The sequence below is a fragment of the Kastovskya adunca genome (assembly GCF_059505785.1).
On the sequence record NZ_JCACLG010000058.1, the window covers coordinates 1 to 14,702 of the forward strand.

Sequence of the window (14,702 nt, forward strand, 5' to 3'; positions counted from 1 at the left end):
CTTTCTTTCATCCCACCCTTAAAAGAGGTGGGCTTTCAGCATCGCTTTTCTGTAAGGCAAAAGTGAAAAGAAAGAAGTACTAACTGCTTCTTCCTTTTGCCTTTCACCTTTAGCATCAATGCCTTGGGTTACGCCTTACGTGAGTAGTACTCAACCACTAGCAGTTCGTTGATTTGTAGAGCCACCCACTCACGCTCAACAATGCTGTTGACCTTACCCGTGAGCGTGTTCTTGTCAAACTCTAGGTGGCTTGGCAGGTTCGCCAAACCGGGAAACTCCAGGTTTTGTTCTACCAAACGCTTGGAGCGATCGCGACTAGAGATCGCAATCACATCTCCAGGGCGGCACTGGTAGCTAGGAATATTGACTCTCCGACCATTCACCGTTACGTGACCGTGGTTCACCAACTGGCGTGCACCAGGTATGGTTCCCGCCATCCCCAGGCGAAACACAGTATTATCCAACCGCATTTCTAAAAGCTGCAGCAACGCTTGACCAGTTGAGCCTGTCGCTCGACGGGCTTTGCGGACATAACGGAGCAACTGCTTTTCAGTGACTCCGTAGTTGAAGCGGAGCTTTTGCTTTTCTTCTAGTCGAACAGCGTATTCTGACCGCTTCCGACGCGCTTGACCGTGCTGACCCGGTGGGTAAGCTCGACGGGCTGTCTTGCGGGTTAAACCGGGCAGATCCCCTAAACGACGAACAACCCGCAGACGCGGGCCCCGATATCTCGACATATAGCTTCCTCTTGTTTACTTGTCCTGGATCTAAACTAAAACTTTAGCCAAAACTATTATTATAAGCCCCATTTTGTCCAATCTTCAAAATAAAGCTGGAAAAAATGAGGGCAAATATATTGTATCTAAATCTCTCTACTCCCTTGTCTCAAACCGCCAAAACCAACATCTACCAGGGGAAGGGAGAAGTTTCCCTGAGTGCTGAAGAACCTATCCTATGCAGAATATCCTCATGGTTGGAGATGTCCAGGGCGGTCTCAATATCTTCAAAGCTTTACTAGAGTATCATTGGAACCCCGAAAATGAGCGATTAATTCAGGTAGAGGATTTGAGCGATCGCGGTCACTTCTGTTCTGAAACGTTTCAGTTTGTTCAGACGTTACAGACTCCATATCCAGAGCAAGTGAGTATTCTGGGGGGAAATTACGAACAAGAATTTATTAGCTACGGAGAAACAGGAGACAATTCCAACTGGCTGCGACCGGGAGGTGGGGACAGGTTGGCAAACTATCAAAACTTCAAAATCTCTCTTTTAGAAGAAGCGGAATAGATGGAAAAGATGCCATTTTTTGGAGAGAGTGAGCATTTTTTTTTAGTTATGCAGGTGTATCTCAACGTGATGAAAACTCCTTTGATCCCAATGCAGATAATGGCGTTCTCTGTACACGGGAACCACTGCTAAATAAATTTAGGTAAGAAGATGTTTAAATTTACTCGATCTATTGAAGCTCATTAAATTACAAAAACTCCTTAAAGCCTTATGAATGATACAAAACAATTGAGAATTGTCTCGCTGCTTCCCAGTGCTACTGAGATTGTGGCGGCGTTGGGATTGACAGAGGCGATTGTGGGGCGATCGCATGAATGCGACTATCCGCCAGAAATCCAAAACCGCCCAGTTTGCACGGAAGCACAGCTAGATTCCCACAAAACCAGTGGGGAAATTGATGCCGATGTCCTCGATTTAATCCAAAAAGCCCTAAGTATTTACAAAATCAAAACCGACGTTCTCGAACAACTGCAACCCACCCACATCATCACCCAAGACCAATGTGATGTCTGTGCGGTTAACTTTGCCGACGTTGAGAAAGCAGTTACCCAACTCACCCATAGCCAGCCACAAGTTATTTCCCTACAGCCAGATCTACTGGCTGACATTTGGGCAGATATTCAACGCGTCGCTGACATCCTGGAGGTAGAATCTCAACCGTTACTGAATCAATTACAATCTCGCGTCGCCGCGTGTCAGCAGAAAACTCAGGGTTTATCAGAACGCGATCGCCCTAATGTTGCCTGTATCGAGTGGACAGATCCGATCATGGCAACAGGTAACTGGATTCCTGAACTCGTACAACTTGCAGGTAGCAATCCCCTATTCGGTACGGCGGGAGAACACTCCCCTTACTTGGAGTGGGAGGCGTTACTCAAAGCCGATCCCGAAATCATCATCATCATGCCTTGCGGTTTCGGCTTAGAGCGCACTCGTCAGGAAACAAAATCTTTGGAGAATCGCCCAGATTGGCAAACCTTGCAAGCGGTGAAAAATGGCAAAGTCTTCATTACTGACGGTAATGCTTACTTCAACCGTCCTGGGCCAAGATTAGTAGATTCCCTAGAAATTTTGGCAGAAATTATTCATCCAGAACTCTTTGACTTTGGCTATCAAGGAACGGGCTGGGAGAATTTGTCGGTTCCGAAAGTTAGATGACGTTCTAAAATATGCACTAAATTAGGAACAATCTATTACTTGACAGATGATATAAATGAGGAACGCCCTTGGACTGCGAGGCGAGGCAATATTCACGGTCTTAATGACTACGTTTCACTCTAATTCCGGTCCAATTTTCAAGCCGCAGTTCTTAGGAGATAAATGGCAGTACATTGATTTTATTGTCGAACTAGTAAGGGCTGAAGGCACTGTCCCTTACTTCTTCGTACAAGTTAAAACAACGCGACAAGGCTATACAAAGAAACTCAAGCGACTGAAAGTTAAAGTACCGCAAGAGCAGGTGCGAGGATTAGCTTCGTATCCAGCTCCAACTTACATAGTTGGCATAGATGAAATTACAGAGAAGGGCTATGTCGTTTCTGCAAACGGGAACTATCTCGCTTCCCTGTCAAGCATCTCTACGGCATTTCCGATTAATAGACTCAACAGGGAAGCTCTGTGGAAGGAGGTAAACGACTTTTGGAGTAGATACAATACTACCCTTTTTGATTCGCAATTTTCCGATCGTGATTGGAGATAGAACTGTGGCAAAAAAGGAAGCTTGGTATATTGGACAACGGGCAGAATCTTTGGCGATTATGTACTTGACCCGTCAAAATGATCTCATTATTTCAAGGCAGCAAAATGATTATGGTTTAGACTTTCTAGTAACAATTGGTAAAGAAGGAAATTACAGTGGTAGGCTCTTTGGAGTAACTATTAAAGCGACGGTTTCTGCTTCACGAATAATTCAGCACGATAATACTATCAAGATTCCGCCTAATCTAAAATCATTCCAATTTTTTACTGAATTACCTTTCCCCGTTTGCCTATTCTTTTTTAATCTCGAAGACGATCGTGGGTATTACAAATGGATTTTAGAACCTGTTGTCGAAGAACAGAGCCATCAAAAACTCATCTTCAATCAAAGTAATAAGTTTAAAAACTTAACTGATGAGGAAATAGATAAAATTATCTCAGCGGTGAATCGCTGGTACGATAGTCGAAAAAGCGCACTTGTAAGCTTGCACAGGTGACGTTCTTTAGTATCAACACTCTTGCGATCGCGAAGCGTTGCTCTAGGTTAGCGTAACCCACCAACTTAAAAGCCAATTTCTAGCTTGGTTGCAGATTGGCATGAACCGCTAACCAGATGCACGGCGGTTCAGCGCTGGTATGCTCAACCCGGTGCTTTTGGTGAGCCGGAATCAGGACATAATCTCCGGCTTGGAGACTAATACTAGAACCATCCAAATAGGTAAGCTTCGCCTCGCCTTGTAGAAGAATTACCCACTCATAACGTTCTTGGTCGTACCACTCCCCTTCCGGTGTAGTTTGTCCGGTGGAAATGATCCGCTCAATTAACACAGCTTCACCCGACACCAAAGGCTCAAATAATTCTTCAGCAGACAGTTCAGTGGGTAAGTGGAAAATATTAGCCATATCTGGGGTGGAAGTTGAACGGGTAAAAGGAGCGATCGCTGGTGGTGGTATCTACCACTTCACATTTGTAATGACTAATTTAATGACTACACATCCCTAATAACTCGACAAGGATTCCCAACCGCGACAACCCTAGCGGGGAGATCTTTTGTCACCACACTACCTGCACCAATTGTGGTGTTGTCACCAATGGTTACGCCAGGACAAATAATCGCACCGCCGCCAATCCAGACGTTGTTGCCAATTGTAATCGGGGCAGCAGATTCTAAACCTGCTAAACGCATTTCTGGATCGATAGGGTGAGAAGCGGTATAAAGTTGCACTGAAGGCCCAACGAGGACTTTGTTACCAATGCGAACTGAGGTGCAGTCCAAAATCACACAACCGCAGTTGATGAATACATCGTCACCCACATAGATATTGCTGCCGTAGTCGCAGAATAAGGGCGGCACAATTTCGATATTTGAGCCAACTTGAGCAAATAACGCTTGTAGCACTTCTGTGCGTCGGTTTACTTCTTTTGCTAGCGTACTGTTGTAGATTTGAAGAAATTCTCCAGCTTTGGCGCGATCGCGTGCCAACTCCGGGTCATTCGAGCGATACAATTCACCCGCCAGCATCTTCTGTTTTTCGCTTTTTTCCACGCTGAGAGCCTACCTCAAAACTTACGCAGCAACACCAAATATAGTAGGGCGAAGGGCATTTCTCCCCTACCTATAGGTTGCTTTTCCGGGAAATACCTCTATCATTTCAGCTCTTAGGGTTACAACGAGTGTTAATAAGCAATTGCGATCATCAGAGTGTCAGTGTGACTCAAACTCGCCCTAAGGGAACAAGATCTGATAACTCTCTACTCAACTCAGTAAAATCACTTATGCCTTTACAAAACATTAATCGGAATAGTTTAACTTAGTGAGTGCTTTCCGGAAATGTTTGCTAAACCTTGAACAATGAACAGGAGCAGCCCTGTTAATGTGTAGATGACATGCGAAAATTGACGGCTCAAGCTAGGGATGCCTTCATTCAACTGCTCTATAAGCGAACTATCCTGATTTTGGCAATTCTATTCTGTGCAGGAGTAGGAGTGGCAATGTCAAATATGTCTCGTCTCTCCTCAAACCTGATCGAGTCACAAGCGCTTCAGAATGCCACCCTCTATGCCGACGCTATAGCAGAAGCACGTACCCTCTACAGCGTTGGCGCTGTCAATCGTTTAGCAGATGTTCACAATGTCATCATTACTCACGACTACGCTACCCAAGAAAACGCCATCCCCTTACCCGCCACCTACCTGCTCGAACTGGCTAAACGTCTCAGTGAAAAAAACCAAGGGATGTCAGTGCGGCTATATAGTGACTTTCCTTTTCCCTCGCGAAATAAAGAAGGAGGGCCCAAAGATGATTTCGAGTGGGACGCCCTCAGTGCCTTAAGGAAAAATTCTGACCAGCATTTTGTACACATTGAGCAGTTTCATGGTCGGCGAGCCTTGCGATACGCCCAAGCCGATATCATGCAAGCAAGCTGCGTTGAGTGTCATAATACCCATCCCAGTAGCCCAAAGACTGACTGGAAAGTAGGGGACGTGCGCGGCATATTGGAAGTTACTATCCCATTGGATGATTTTGCTACCCAGACAAAAACAGCACTGCGAGGAACCTTATTCGCACTGCTATTTTTATCTGCCTTGGCACTATCAGGACTGACCCTGGTAATCGGTAGACTACGCCGCACTTCCCACGAGTTAGAGAAGCGAGTCATTGAACGCACGGCGGCGTTACAACAAACCAATGCTGAACTAAAAACTGAGCAGGAAAAGTCTAATCATTTGTTGCTCAATATTTTGCCCGAATCCATTGCCCAGCAGTTGAAAGATGGTAAGAGCAAAATTGCTGAAAGTTTTGCGGAAGTGACGATCCTTTTTGCCGATATTGTTGGCTTCACCGAGCTTTCTGAAAAGAATTCTCCAGCACAACTAATTAATCTACTCAATGATATTTTTTCTGCCTTTGATAGATTGAGCGAAGAGCATAAATTAGAGAAGATTAAGACGATTGGGGATGCCTATATGGTAGTAGGTGGATTGCCTAGTCGCCGGATCGATCATGCCGAAGCCATCGCGGAAATGGCATTAGATATGCAACAAGAGTTAGCACGATTAAGTGCATTACATGGGGCTAATCTTAATATCCGCATCGGCATTAATACAGGGCCTGTCGTGGCGGGAGTAATTGGTACCAAAAAGTTTATTTACGACCTGTGGGGCGATGCGGTAAACACCGCTAGTCGGATGGAATCTCATGGGTTAGCCGGGTGCATTCAAGTCACGGAATCGACCTATGACCGATTGCAAGATAAATATTTGTTTCTGAGGCGGGGGACTATTCAAGTCAAAGGTAAAGGAGAAATGACCACCTTTTTACTAGTAGGGAAGAAAGTCTCTCAACTAGTTAGCGTTTAGGGAGTTTAATAATACACCTAGCTCAAACCTTCTCGCGGCGATATTTGACTCGATACGGTATTTGATCAAGCGCTTTAGAGATTCGGCAAGACTCACATTCCTCGCTTAGAATTTTCCACAAACTGTTTCCCACAATCCTTACAGCGATAGCACTGCTTCCCCCGGCGATGTCCGTTTTTGGATAACTGCTTTGATTGACAGTGGGGGCATATCATTACTTTCATTACATTGCTCAACAGACTATCCCCCACATATGACTCTAAATATGACACCAGTAAGTCTTCAATTTGCTGAATTAACCGTTGACGGTGTTGCAAATCGGGGTTGCGAAGTGCCGACAGCATGACCGCATTGGCGCTATGAACGCACACTTCTGCCAACAAACTGCACTGCGCCTCACTCAATGCCGGGTTTCGCTGCTTCAAGACACTTGCCATGAAGTTAATGGCTTCTTGAGTCATACTTTCATCAATCGACTGAAACATTTCGCGGGAGACAAAAAACTGCACAAACACCACCCGTGACACGGGCTGCTCAAACAGTTTTGCAACAGCCGTGGCGATCGCGCGAATCATTTGGCGAAGCGGTAACTGGACAATTTCCGGCGTGTTTGCCTCTGCCCACATGAGCTTAACCCGCTCGACATGGCGTAACTCCATCGCATTAAAAATGGCGGCTTTGTCGGGAAAAAACTGATACAGAGAACCAATCGCCGTTCCCGCTTTTGCCGCAATCAGATGAGTGGTTGCCGCTTCATAGCCCACCTCGTCAAATACTGCCGCCGCCGCATCTAAGATTTTTTCAACTCGTTCTTTCCCTCGTTGCTGTTTCGGTTGACGACGCAGACTGCTTGACGAATGCGAATATTCTGTCATATTTTAAGAACGTGACTGATTTTTCACAATTTTATATCTCGCGGAGAACATCATGCAGTCTATGCTTCCTGGTGCGCCTTGGCTGTTGGCACATAAGTCGATGCTGGGCGTGAATCAACCTCGGAAAATTTCCTTGTATGGTAATGACTATGTAATGTGGAAAGATGCTGCCGGAGCCATCCATGCCCTGCCTAATGCCTGTCCGCACATGGGAGCGATGCTGTCGGAGGGATGGTGCGAAGCCGAAAGCAACGGCACAAGCGCTGTGGTCTGTCCGTTTCATGCTTTGAAGTTTGATGGATCGGGCTGTACCGTTTTGCCAGGAGCGAGCAAGAAAACCTTGCCCCAACTGCAACCCTTAGAGCTAACGATTCAAGGAGATTTCATTTGGTCTTATGGGGGATATGAGCCGAAAATCCCCATTCCTAGCGTGCTGAACGACATCGCAAATAGTTACTACTTTATCGGGCATACCGCAGATAGAAGTGTCGAGACAGATTTGCTGACCATGCTGCTAAATATGCACGACTACAATCATCAAAACGGCACTCACCGAGATTTATTTCGGATTACCAGTGTGGAGTTTCATCAATTCATTGATGACGGGCATCATTCCCATGCATTTTTTGACACGCCCACAGCTCCCTACAGCTTGGTAGAAAAGCTCAGGAAACCCGATTTGCTACTACTGCCCAGCACCATTAAAGCGCACCTGGAAAATCACTTTCCAGCCTTAGTAATTTTTCATGGAGAAATGCCGTTGGGTAAAGCCGCCCAATGTAATATCTTTGTGCCAGAAGCAGAGAATCGAACGCGGACTTATATTTTGCTCTTTGGTCAAGCTAAGCATCCAGTTTTTAAGCTATTTGGCAGCACGTATCTCAAGTTTGGCAAGGTCGTTGTGGATCAAGATGCAGATATTTTAGGGAAACTTTACCCCGATACGCCTCAGAAAATTAAGCTCAACAATGAAGTGGGGATGGACTGGGTGCGGCGTAATTTTGAGAGCTTCCCCAATATTGTAGAACCTAATTTTTCAAAGAAGACGGCGAATACGCCTTGAGGCGATCGCTAAACATCAATCACAACTCGCCCCACAGGGTAAGCAATACAAGGCAGAATATACCCTTCTTCCTGCTCACTCTCATCAAGGGCATCCGGGTCTCCTTCATACTTCACTTCTCCTTCGAGCTTCCGTTGCTTACAGGTGCCACAGACACCACTACGGCAGCTACTATCAATCTCAATTCCTTCTTGTTCAGCGAGTTCGAGGATGGAGTCTTGCCCATCACTGACGACTTCTTGACTAGACTTGGCAAACGCTACAGCCAGCCCACCAGACTTTACTTCTGGAGAGGGTGCGGGCGTTGAAAGTAGCATCGGTACTGCAATACGGATACTATCTAGGGATACTGCACCCTTTATTGGCTCAATGGGTTCAGCTACAGAGGTAGGAATTGGTGAGGCTAAAGGAGATGGCGGCTTGGAGTTTTTCGCACCGCCAAAACTTTCCTCGTAGTAGTTTTGCATCGGGAAACCCAGACCTTCCATCATGGTTTTAACACCTTGCATAAAACCATTGGGCCCGCAAACATAAACTGTACGTTGCCAAAAGTCAGGAGCGATCGCATATAGCATTGTTTCCGTCAGTCTACCTGTAAAGCCGAACCAGGCTTGACCTGGCTCCGAGCGAGTAGTCGCGATCGCCAAACGAAACTTGGGGTTCCGGGCGGCTATCATCTCTAACTCGTGCCGGAAAATAATATCCTTGGGACTGCGGGCGCAATGAAAAAAGACAATATCGCAATCAGCAGCGGTATCAAAAACCCACCTCGACATCGACATCATTGGCGTAATGCCACTCCCGGCGGAAATCAGCAGCAGTTGTTGAGCCGGATTGTCAAAACAGTTAAACTTCCCAGATGGCCCCTTGACTTTGATTTCGGTGCCCACCTTGAGGTTGTCGTGCAACCAATTGGAAACTAGACCCGCAGGAGCATCGGGGACATCCGGTGGCGGGGGAACGCGCTTCACCGTGATTTCTAACGTATGAGGTCGTGAGGGGGTAGAAGAGATCGAGTAAGAGCGTTTGACACTCTTGCCATTGATTTGCAGATTCAACGTCACAAACTGACCCGGCTTATAGGTAAATCGCACGGGCGGCTCTGCTACGAAACAAAAGGTCTTCACGTCCGCCGTTTCGTTAGTGATCCGCAAGCAGCGAACCGTCAGTTCATCTTTTGTCCAAGAGCTGATCTGCTCTGGGGGTACAAGTGCCAGAGGCATGTATTCCCTGGGAGGAGCGGTTGGCAATAGCGGTTTTTGAGTTGCCGGAGGGATAACGATGGGGCGAACCGTGGGTGGTGTTGGGGCGGGAGTTGCGGCGGCAATTTCTGTCGTTTCCCCTTCTGATACCACAGCTTTGATGACAAGAATAAATTCACCAATCCGAATAATGTCATTAGGTTGGAGGAGATATTTTTGGTTAACCTTGACGACTTCGTCATTTAATCGAGAGCCACCTAAACTTGCTAGGTCAGTAAAGCAATAGTGTCCTTCCTCAAAGCAAATACTTCCGTGGACGCGGCTCACTTCTGGACTATCGAGAAAGATGGCGCAGTGGGAAGAGCGACCAATAAAACACTCGCCGTTAATCGTCGTTTCTAGCTCTAGGTCGAGTTCTTGGCTCTCAGTTGGTGTTTTAGAGTCTAGCAGTTTGATTTGGAGCATAGGTTTGAGGGAGTTTAAGAATTTGAGAAATGCGATCGCTTACCTGTTGTCTCAACGGTTTATATCTAGCCCCCGTTTGACCTGAGTCAGGGGGAATATCGGTCAAAATCTTGTTGTTACTGAGCCTTGACTTTGGCAGTTAGTCTTTGTAGGCGATCGCTCAGGATCAGCAAGAGATTCCTCGCTAGCTCAGAATCCTGACGCAACACCATCTCAAAATTCTTGGATTTAATCGCTAAAACTCGGTTTCTCTCGGCGGTTGTCACTACCGTTGCCGAACGCCTTTGGCGGTTCAGTACTCCCATCTCGCCAATTGTCTCGCCGATATGGATTGCACCAACGATATGCTCCCCGTCTCCTCGGATGACGCTGACATCTGCGGCTCCCTCAATCAGCAGCAAAATTTCATCGGATGGTTCGCCAGCTTTGCATAGTTGCACCCCGCGCGGGTAAATCTTGACCTCCGCATCACGAGCTAGTTCGATCAGGGCATTCGGGTTGACGGTTCTCAAAAAACTGCTCTCAAATAGCAATAACAACTTATCAAGAGTTCCCAGCACCTTCGCAGCCGTATCCTTATGCACCCGGCGTTTTTCCCAGTGAACGGTAATCGATGGCTCAGAGGCACTACCAAAGCGAATCACATCGCCTTGGTAAAGCCGCTCACGGTCATTGTGGATGACTTTCTCGTTGATATAGAGACCATTGGGACTGCCCAACTCGATGGCGCTAACTCCTTGGTCATCTAGATAAAGCAGGGCGTGTTGCTCAAAGACGTTGGGATCGAGAAGTACAATTTCGTTCATTGGTCTGCATCCCACCCGCACTACTGGCTGCTGAAAGACGCGCTCTTCCATCTTTCCCCTCACCGCAATCCGAGCAATTAGGGTTTGCACCCCCGCATCAGCCTCCGCTGAGTCCGGGTCGAGAATATTGTTGGCGGTTTCTCGCACTAGCCAATCCCCTGGTTTAGAGACGCTCAGTAACTGGCGAGCTGAGGAGCGACCTTGCTCTGCATCTAACTGGTGCAATGCGTAGAGGCTGGCGGCTTCAATCAGGGGGTCTAGCTCTTGCAGCAGTTCGTTGAGAACCGCGATCGCACATCCGAGACGGCTTGCTGGCATCACTTTAGAGTCCAATTGTCCAGCAACTCGTAAGACGGTGGGGATTCCGGTAGCGCTAGCCGAAGGCGATCGTCCTAACGGTATGGTTGCGACTTGTCTAGAGGCGGTGGCGGGCTGTACCGCTAGCACTTCCGGCATTGTTCCCGACTCAGTCGGTCGCAGCAACGCCACAACCTCAGCACTCAGTCGGTTTTCCCAAGCCAAAGTGCCATCGGTTCCTTGCCAAAGCTCAGCCAACACATTCTCCGCCAAGACAGCGATCGCGCTAGCAATCTTTGCCGCTTCCGGTGCATCCCTCAAAATTTCCAGAATACTCAGCAATTGCTTCGTCACAATCTGTTGCTTTTGCTGCACAGCAACCAGTTGCAGTAACTTAAATACAGGCGCATCTGAGTTAGGAACCAGGTTGTTCAAGACCTGGTAACGCACAGCCAATTCCTTCAACTGGGCAACCAGCGACTCCGCGCGACGCAAGAGCGTGCTGTTTTCATCAAACATTCCCGCTAAAACCTGGGCTTCCTCTTCGGCGGTAATCCCATACTCCCGTTTCAATGCGGAGGTTTGCTTGTGCTTTTGTCGGAGCGCCACTTGCAAAGGTACTCCCGTCTCCACCAACTTCAGTAGTTGCTGCTCTAAGGATTGCCGATAACTAGCAAGACGCAGCTGGTTTTCACGGGATTGTCGCTTCTGGGGATTAAGCAGGTCAGGGCTTTCAATTCCTAGCTCAGTCAAAGCGGTAAAATGCTCTTCTTCTTTTAGCCCTAATCCTAAACGGACTGGCTGGAGAACCTCTAAGCTATCGGCAGAGTCAGCCTCACCCTGTTCTAAAGCCTCTCGCAGCATCCCCTTGTAAACCTGTAACCCGTATTCTCGGTTAAAGCTGGGCAGTACTTTAGCCAGAACATACACCTCATCCGGTTTCAGGTCTTCCATCGAACGACCTTCCAAGTACCTAGAGAAGTCAATCGTTAACTTACTCAACTGACGACGCAAACTATCCGCTAGACTCTCGCGGGAATAGGCATCGTTACTACGTCCTAAGGTTCGATAAAGCCACAACGTGCTGACTAAAATCACAGAGCCGTTAAAGATTAACTGTAGGGAAATTGGGAGTTTTCCCAACAGAGGACGACCGCCAAAAATGAAGAAGGTATTAAAAGCAATAAAGGTGGCGATCGAAAAAGTATGGTGTAAGACCTGGTGTTGATTGAGCGGTTTATTGAGCCGTTGGCGATAGGCTTTATAATTGCGTTCTAGCTGTTGAAAAAGAAAATAGCTTGCTCCTCCAAATAAGGCGAGGGTGAGGGGAGCCGCTATCAGTTTAGGAATGGGAATGGGTTGCTCGAATAGATAAAATCCCGGTCTGAAAATGGATTGAAGCTGGGTAGCGTCGCGACCGGAAACGCCTGCATAGTAGTAATCCCAGTTGCCGGAATAGAGGAAGTAGTACGTAAAAAAACCGATTGCCAGTCCCAGGTAACTGTACTGGATTAATTTTCGCCCCGGCTTATCCAAAACGTCCCAATAGGAACGTTCCGCATCAATATCTAGACAAGGAGACTGACAGCTAACACAGGCACTTTTCTCGTTCCCTTCCTTATCAACCGTTCTACACATAGATTGAGTGACAATCTGCCGCTGTCCCTGGTGGGCTTCACTTCCGAGCAAGCCCCGTGGCCCCGTGTAGATCATCTGCACCGGAGCCATTGGACAAAAATACTGGCACCAACTTTTACCGCCGTACCAGTAACCGATAAAGATGGCGCAGAAAATCGTGAGCAGGAGAAAAATTCCCAAGGCGATGCGATGGGAATCAACCAAAAGCAGCCTAATATTCAATCCAATAAAGAGCAGTCCTAATTGCAGGTATAAATGATTGCGAGCCAGCCAGGAATTTTTGGCGACCTTGGCTAACTCTTTGCGAACTGCTCCTGTACGCGGATTAACAACCTTCTGTTGGCGCTGCCATCCCAAGGCACGAGGAATTTGAGATAGAAATGATAAAGGGCAAATGCGCCGCCAAGCTTCATGACCAAAAACCAGAAGAATGATAATAGAGCTGGGAACGATCGCTCCCCAGAATAGAGGTGCTCCCAAGGTATAGGGTGCTTGCTTAAGGCATTCTCTCTGAATCTTGACGCATTGATTTAGGTTGAGACTAAAGGGACTACTTTGATTGTTTGGATGAGTGAGATGGATCGAGATGGGGTCATAAAAGAGCGAGAAAATTAGAATTATCCAGCCGATAGTCAGCAACCATCTGACTATATGCATCTGCTTTTCTGGCACCTTGTCAAGCATTGCTGTGACTCCTCGCAGATTTGGTTGTTTTTAAGTAAAAACGTTTTTTTCGTTTGCAGAGTATCAACTACTACAAACCCCTGTTAAAACCCCTAAGTATGGGGTTTGGTAGAAGCCCTCTAGTTAAAAACAATCAATTGCTCAGAAACACTATGTTTCTGAACAAACATACACCTATCCAATGTTCAATCCTGATGTCCCTCGGTGATATTTGTACTATCCCTAAAACTGTTTACGTGCTTTCACTGAGGAAATCAGGACACTTTACTGCAATCTTTTCAACTTATGTGCCACAGGTATCTCAGGGAGCTTTGTAAGAATTATCGGAGATACAGGAAGCGATCGCTAACTAGTCTACAAGTATTACCTACTGATTTCCGTAAATTTACCAAAGTCAAAAGTATTACTAGAGTTATAAATACTGAAGAGAAGACTAACCCGATTATGCGAAAAACACGGTTGTTAATTGCCTCTAGTATTGATGATTACGTTGCCAGAACATCAGGAGATGTAGAATGGCTATTTACCGATTCTTACTATGGTTGTGTTGAGTTTTGCGCTCAAATTGACACGGTGCTAATAGGGAATAAAACCTATCAGCAAATGCTGAGTTTTGGGGAATACCCTTACCAAGGTAAGAAAGGTTTTGTTTTCTCAAGAACTCAACGTGAAAAAGACCACAATGTCGAGTTTGTCGGAGGCGATATCAAGAGCTTTATTCACACACTACTTAACCAGAGCGGTATTGATATCTGGTTAGTTGGGGGATAGTAGTAAAAAAGGAGCCTATCTTGAGAGGGTATACAGGTCACAAACTTCACTTAAATGATAGTGATAAATTTGCCGAATTAAAAACAACAGGCAAGCATCAAGTGCGGCTGGATGATCAAGATGGACAAAAAAAGATCCAAGTTAAATCGGGTGGCAATCACGAGATTTTGCTTGATGATAATACCAGTGCCAAAATTATCAAAGTTACGTCGGCAGGTGATATTAAGTTGCAAGCTGCTGCTGGAAAAAAATTACTTTAAATGCTCAGCCGCCAGCATTATGGATTATGCTCCTTTCCGTGAATATTCTGCCGTTTGGGCTGTGTACATCTCCCGCCAATCCCGCTGTGGCAGCAGCAACGGCGGCAGCATTGGGGGTGTTAACTCCCATGCCCTGCGTTCCGGTTACGGTGGCTCCCTGTGTTCCAGGGGCAGTGAAGGTGAGAGTTGGCATGTTTCCCGCGCTTCCCAATACAGCAATGTGTAACTGCATGTGGGGTGGGGTAAGCTTCCCCGCTCTTTAGAGACGGGGCTTTCAATAGCCCTGAAGAGTCCC

At 46.7% G+C, this 14,702-nt stretch carries 14 protein-coding genes and 1 pseudogene; 9 read left to right on the forward strand and 6 right to left on the reverse strand.

All coding sequences use genetic code 11. The features are described from left to right. Window positions 1–128: 128 nt before the first annotated feature. Window positions 129–737 carry a 30S ribosomal protein S4 gene (gene rpsD, locus AC5JR3_RS22180; RefSeq protein WP_495848731.1) on the reverse strand — a complete coding sequence of 203 codons (609 nt, stop codon included), beginning with the start codon at window positions 735–737 and terminating at the stop codon, window positions 129–131. A 217-nt stretch (window positions 738–954) separates the two neighbouring features. Between rpsD and AC5JR3_RS22185 the strand changes: the two genes are divergently transcribed. The 4 genes from AC5JR3_RS22185 to AC5JR3_RS22200 all read left to right on the forward strand — a co-directional run bounded on the left by AC5JR3_RS22185 (window position 955) and on the right by AC5JR3_RS22200 (window position 3,482). After that, window positions 955–1,287 carry a metallophosphoesterase family protein gene (locus AC5JR3_RS22185; RefSeq protein ID WP_495848732.1) on the forward strand — a complete coding sequence of 111 codons (333 nt, stop codon included), beginning with the start codon at window positions 955–957 and terminating at the stop codon, window positions 1,285–1,287. A gap of 210 nt (window positions 1,288–1,497) precedes the next feature. Next, on the forward strand, window positions 1,498–2,445 hold the full coding sequence (locus tag AC5JR3_RS22190) for a BtuF-related (seleno)protein (protein ID WP_495848733.1): 948 nt from the start codon (window positions 1,498–1,500) through the stop codon (window positions 2,443–2,445). 103 nt (window positions 2,446–2,548) lie between these two features. Then, window positions 2,549–2,986, forward strand: coding sequence for a DUF4365 domain-containing protein (locus AC5JR3_RS22195; RefSeq protein WP_495848734.1), 438 nt, complete (start codon window positions 2,549–2,551; stop codon window positions 2,984–2,986). A 4-nt stretch (window positions 2,987–2,990) separates the two neighbouring features. Next, on the forward strand, window positions 2,991–3,482 hold the full coding sequence (locus tag AC5JR3_RS22200) for a DUF4365 domain-containing protein (protein ID WP_495848735.1): 492 nt from the start codon (window positions 2,991–2,993) through the stop codon (window positions 3,480–3,482). 79 nt (window positions 3,483–3,561) lie between these two features. Here the strand turns inward: AC5JR3_RS22200 and AC5JR3_RS22205 are convergent, their stop codons facing one another. Further along, window positions 3,562–3,888: a cupin domain-containing protein gene (locus AC5JR3_RS22205; protein WP_495848736.1), complete on the reverse strand. Its 327-nt coding sequence runs from the start codon at window positions 3,886–3,888 to the stop codon at window positions 3,562–3,564. An 86-nt stretch (window positions 3,889–3,974) separates the two neighbouring features. Next, the gene (locus AC5JR3_RS22210) at window positions 3,975–4,532 is read right to left on the reverse strand and encodes a sugar O-acetyltransferase (RefSeq protein ID WP_495848737.1); all 558 of its coding nucleotides are present in this window, start codon (window positions 4,530–4,532) and stop codon (window positions 3,975–3,977) included. A gap of 341 nt (window positions 4,533–4,873) precedes the next feature. On the opposite strand from AC5JR3_RS22210, the gene AC5JR3_RS22215 reads away from it, so the two are divergent. Then, on the forward strand, window positions 4,874–6,346 hold the full coding sequence (locus AC5JR3_RS22215; RefSeq protein ID WP_495848738.1) for an adenylate/guanylate cyclase domain-containing protein: 1,473 nt from the start codon (window positions 4,874–4,876) through the stop codon (window positions 6,344–6,346). Window positions 6,347–6,438: 92 nt separating this feature from the next. Here AC5JR3_RS22215 and AC5JR3_RS22220 read toward each other — a convergent pair whose 3' ends face one another. Beyond that, a complete protein-coding gene (locus AC5JR3_RS22220; RefSeq protein WP_495848739.1) occupies window positions 6,439–7,221 on the reverse strand; it encodes a TetR/AcrR family transcriptional regulator in 783 nt (260 codons plus the stop codon). A 52-nt stretch (window positions 7,222–7,273) separates the two neighbouring features. Between AC5JR3_RS22220 and AC5JR3_RS22225 the strand changes: the two genes are divergently transcribed. Further along, complete coding sequence (locus AC5JR3_RS22225) at window positions 7,274–8,284, forward strand: Rieske 2Fe-2S domain-containing protein (RefSeq protein ID WP_495848740.1); 1,011 nt, start codon at window positions 7,274–7,276, stop codon at window positions 8,282–8,284. 8 nt (window positions 8,285–8,292) lie between these two features. Here the strand turns inward: AC5JR3_RS22225 and AC5JR3_RS22230 are convergent, their stop codons facing one another. Both AC5JR3_RS22230 and AC5JR3_RS22235 read right to left on the reverse strand, forming a co-directional pair. Then, the gene (locus tag AC5JR3_RS22230) at window positions 8,293–9,951 is read right to left on the reverse strand and encodes an FAD-binding oxidoreductase (protein WP_495848741.1); all 1,659 of its coding nucleotides are present in this window, start codon (window positions 9,949–9,951) and stop codon (window positions 8,293–8,295) included. 116 nt (window positions 9,952–10,067) lie between these two features. Next, window positions 10,068–13,376, reverse strand: coding sequence for a cyclic nucleotide-binding domain-containing protein (locus tag AC5JR3_RS22235; RefSeq protein ID WP_495848742.1), 3,309 nt, complete (start codon window positions 13,374–13,376; stop codon window positions 10,068–10,070). A gap of 444 nt (window positions 13,377–13,820) precedes the next feature. Between AC5JR3_RS22235 and AC5JR3_RS22240 the strand changes: the two genes are divergently transcribed. From AC5JR3_RS22240 to AC5JR3_RS22250, 3 genes and pseudogenes are all read left to right on the forward strand, one after another. Beyond that, window positions 13,821–14,147: a dihydrofolate reductase family protein gene (locus tag AC5JR3_RS22240; protein ID WP_495848743.1), complete on the forward strand. Its 327-nt coding sequence runs from the start codon at window positions 13,821–13,823 to the stop codon at window positions 14,145–14,147. A gap of 20 nt (window positions 14,148–14,167) precedes the next feature. Then, a complete protein-coding gene (locus AC5JR3_RS22245; protein WP_495848744.1) occupies window positions 14,168–14,407 on the forward strand; it encodes a hypothetical protein in 240 nt (79 codons plus the stop codon). Next, window positions 14,322–14,670: pseudogene (locus AC5JR3_RS22250) on the forward strand (PAAR-like protein). The gene AC5JR3_RS22245 and the pseudogene AC5JR3_RS22250 overlap by 86 nt, the downstream one beginning before the upstream one ends. Window positions 14,671–14,702: the final 32 nt, after the last annotated feature.

Bases quoted from the DNA above. Each gene is read 5' to 3' on its own strand.
- rpsD (WP_495848731.1), bottom strand. From the start codon at position 737: ATGTCGAGATATCGGGGCCCGCGTCTGCGGGTTGTTCGTCGTTTAGGG.
- AC5JR3_RS22185 (WP_495848732.1), top strand. From the start codon at position 955: ATGCAGAATATCCTCATGGTTGGAGATGTCCAGGGCGGTCTCAATATC.
- AC5JR3_RS22190 (WP_495848733.1), top strand. From the start codon at position 1,498: ATGAATGATACAAAACAATTGAGAATTGTCTCGCTGCTTCCCAGTGCT.
- AC5JR3_RS22195 (WP_495848734.1), top strand. From the start codon at position 2,549: ATGACTACGTTTCACTCTAATTCCGGTCCAATTTTCAAGCCGCAGTTC.
- AC5JR3_RS22205 (WP_495848736.1), bottom strand. From the start codon at position 3,888: ATGGCTAATATTTTCCACTTACCCACTGAACTGTCTGCTGAAGAATTA.
- AC5JR3_RS22215 (WP_495848738.1), top strand. From the start codon at position 4,874: ATGCGAAAATTGACGGCTCAAGCTAGGGATGCCTTCATTCAACTGCTC.
- AC5JR3_RS22220 (WP_495848739.1), bottom strand. From the start codon at position 7,221: ATGACAGAATATTCGCATTCGTCAAGCAGTCTGCGTCGTCAACCGAAA.
- AC5JR3_RS22225 (WP_495848740.1), top strand. From the start codon at position 7,274: ATGCAGTCTATGCTTCCTGGTGCGCCTTGGCTGTTGGCACATAAGTCG.
- AC5JR3_RS22230 (WP_495848741.1), bottom strand. From the start codon at position 9,951: ATGCTCCAAATCAAACTGCTAGACTCTAAAACACCAACTGAGAGCCAA.
- AC5JR3_RS22235 (WP_495848742.1), bottom strand. From the start codon at position 13,376: ATGCTTGACAAGGTGCCAGAAAAGCAGATGCATATAGTCAGATGGTTG.
- AC5JR3_RS22240 (WP_495848743.1), top strand. From the start codon at position 13,821: ATGCGAAAAACACGGTTGTTAATTGCCTCTAGTATTGATGATTACGTT.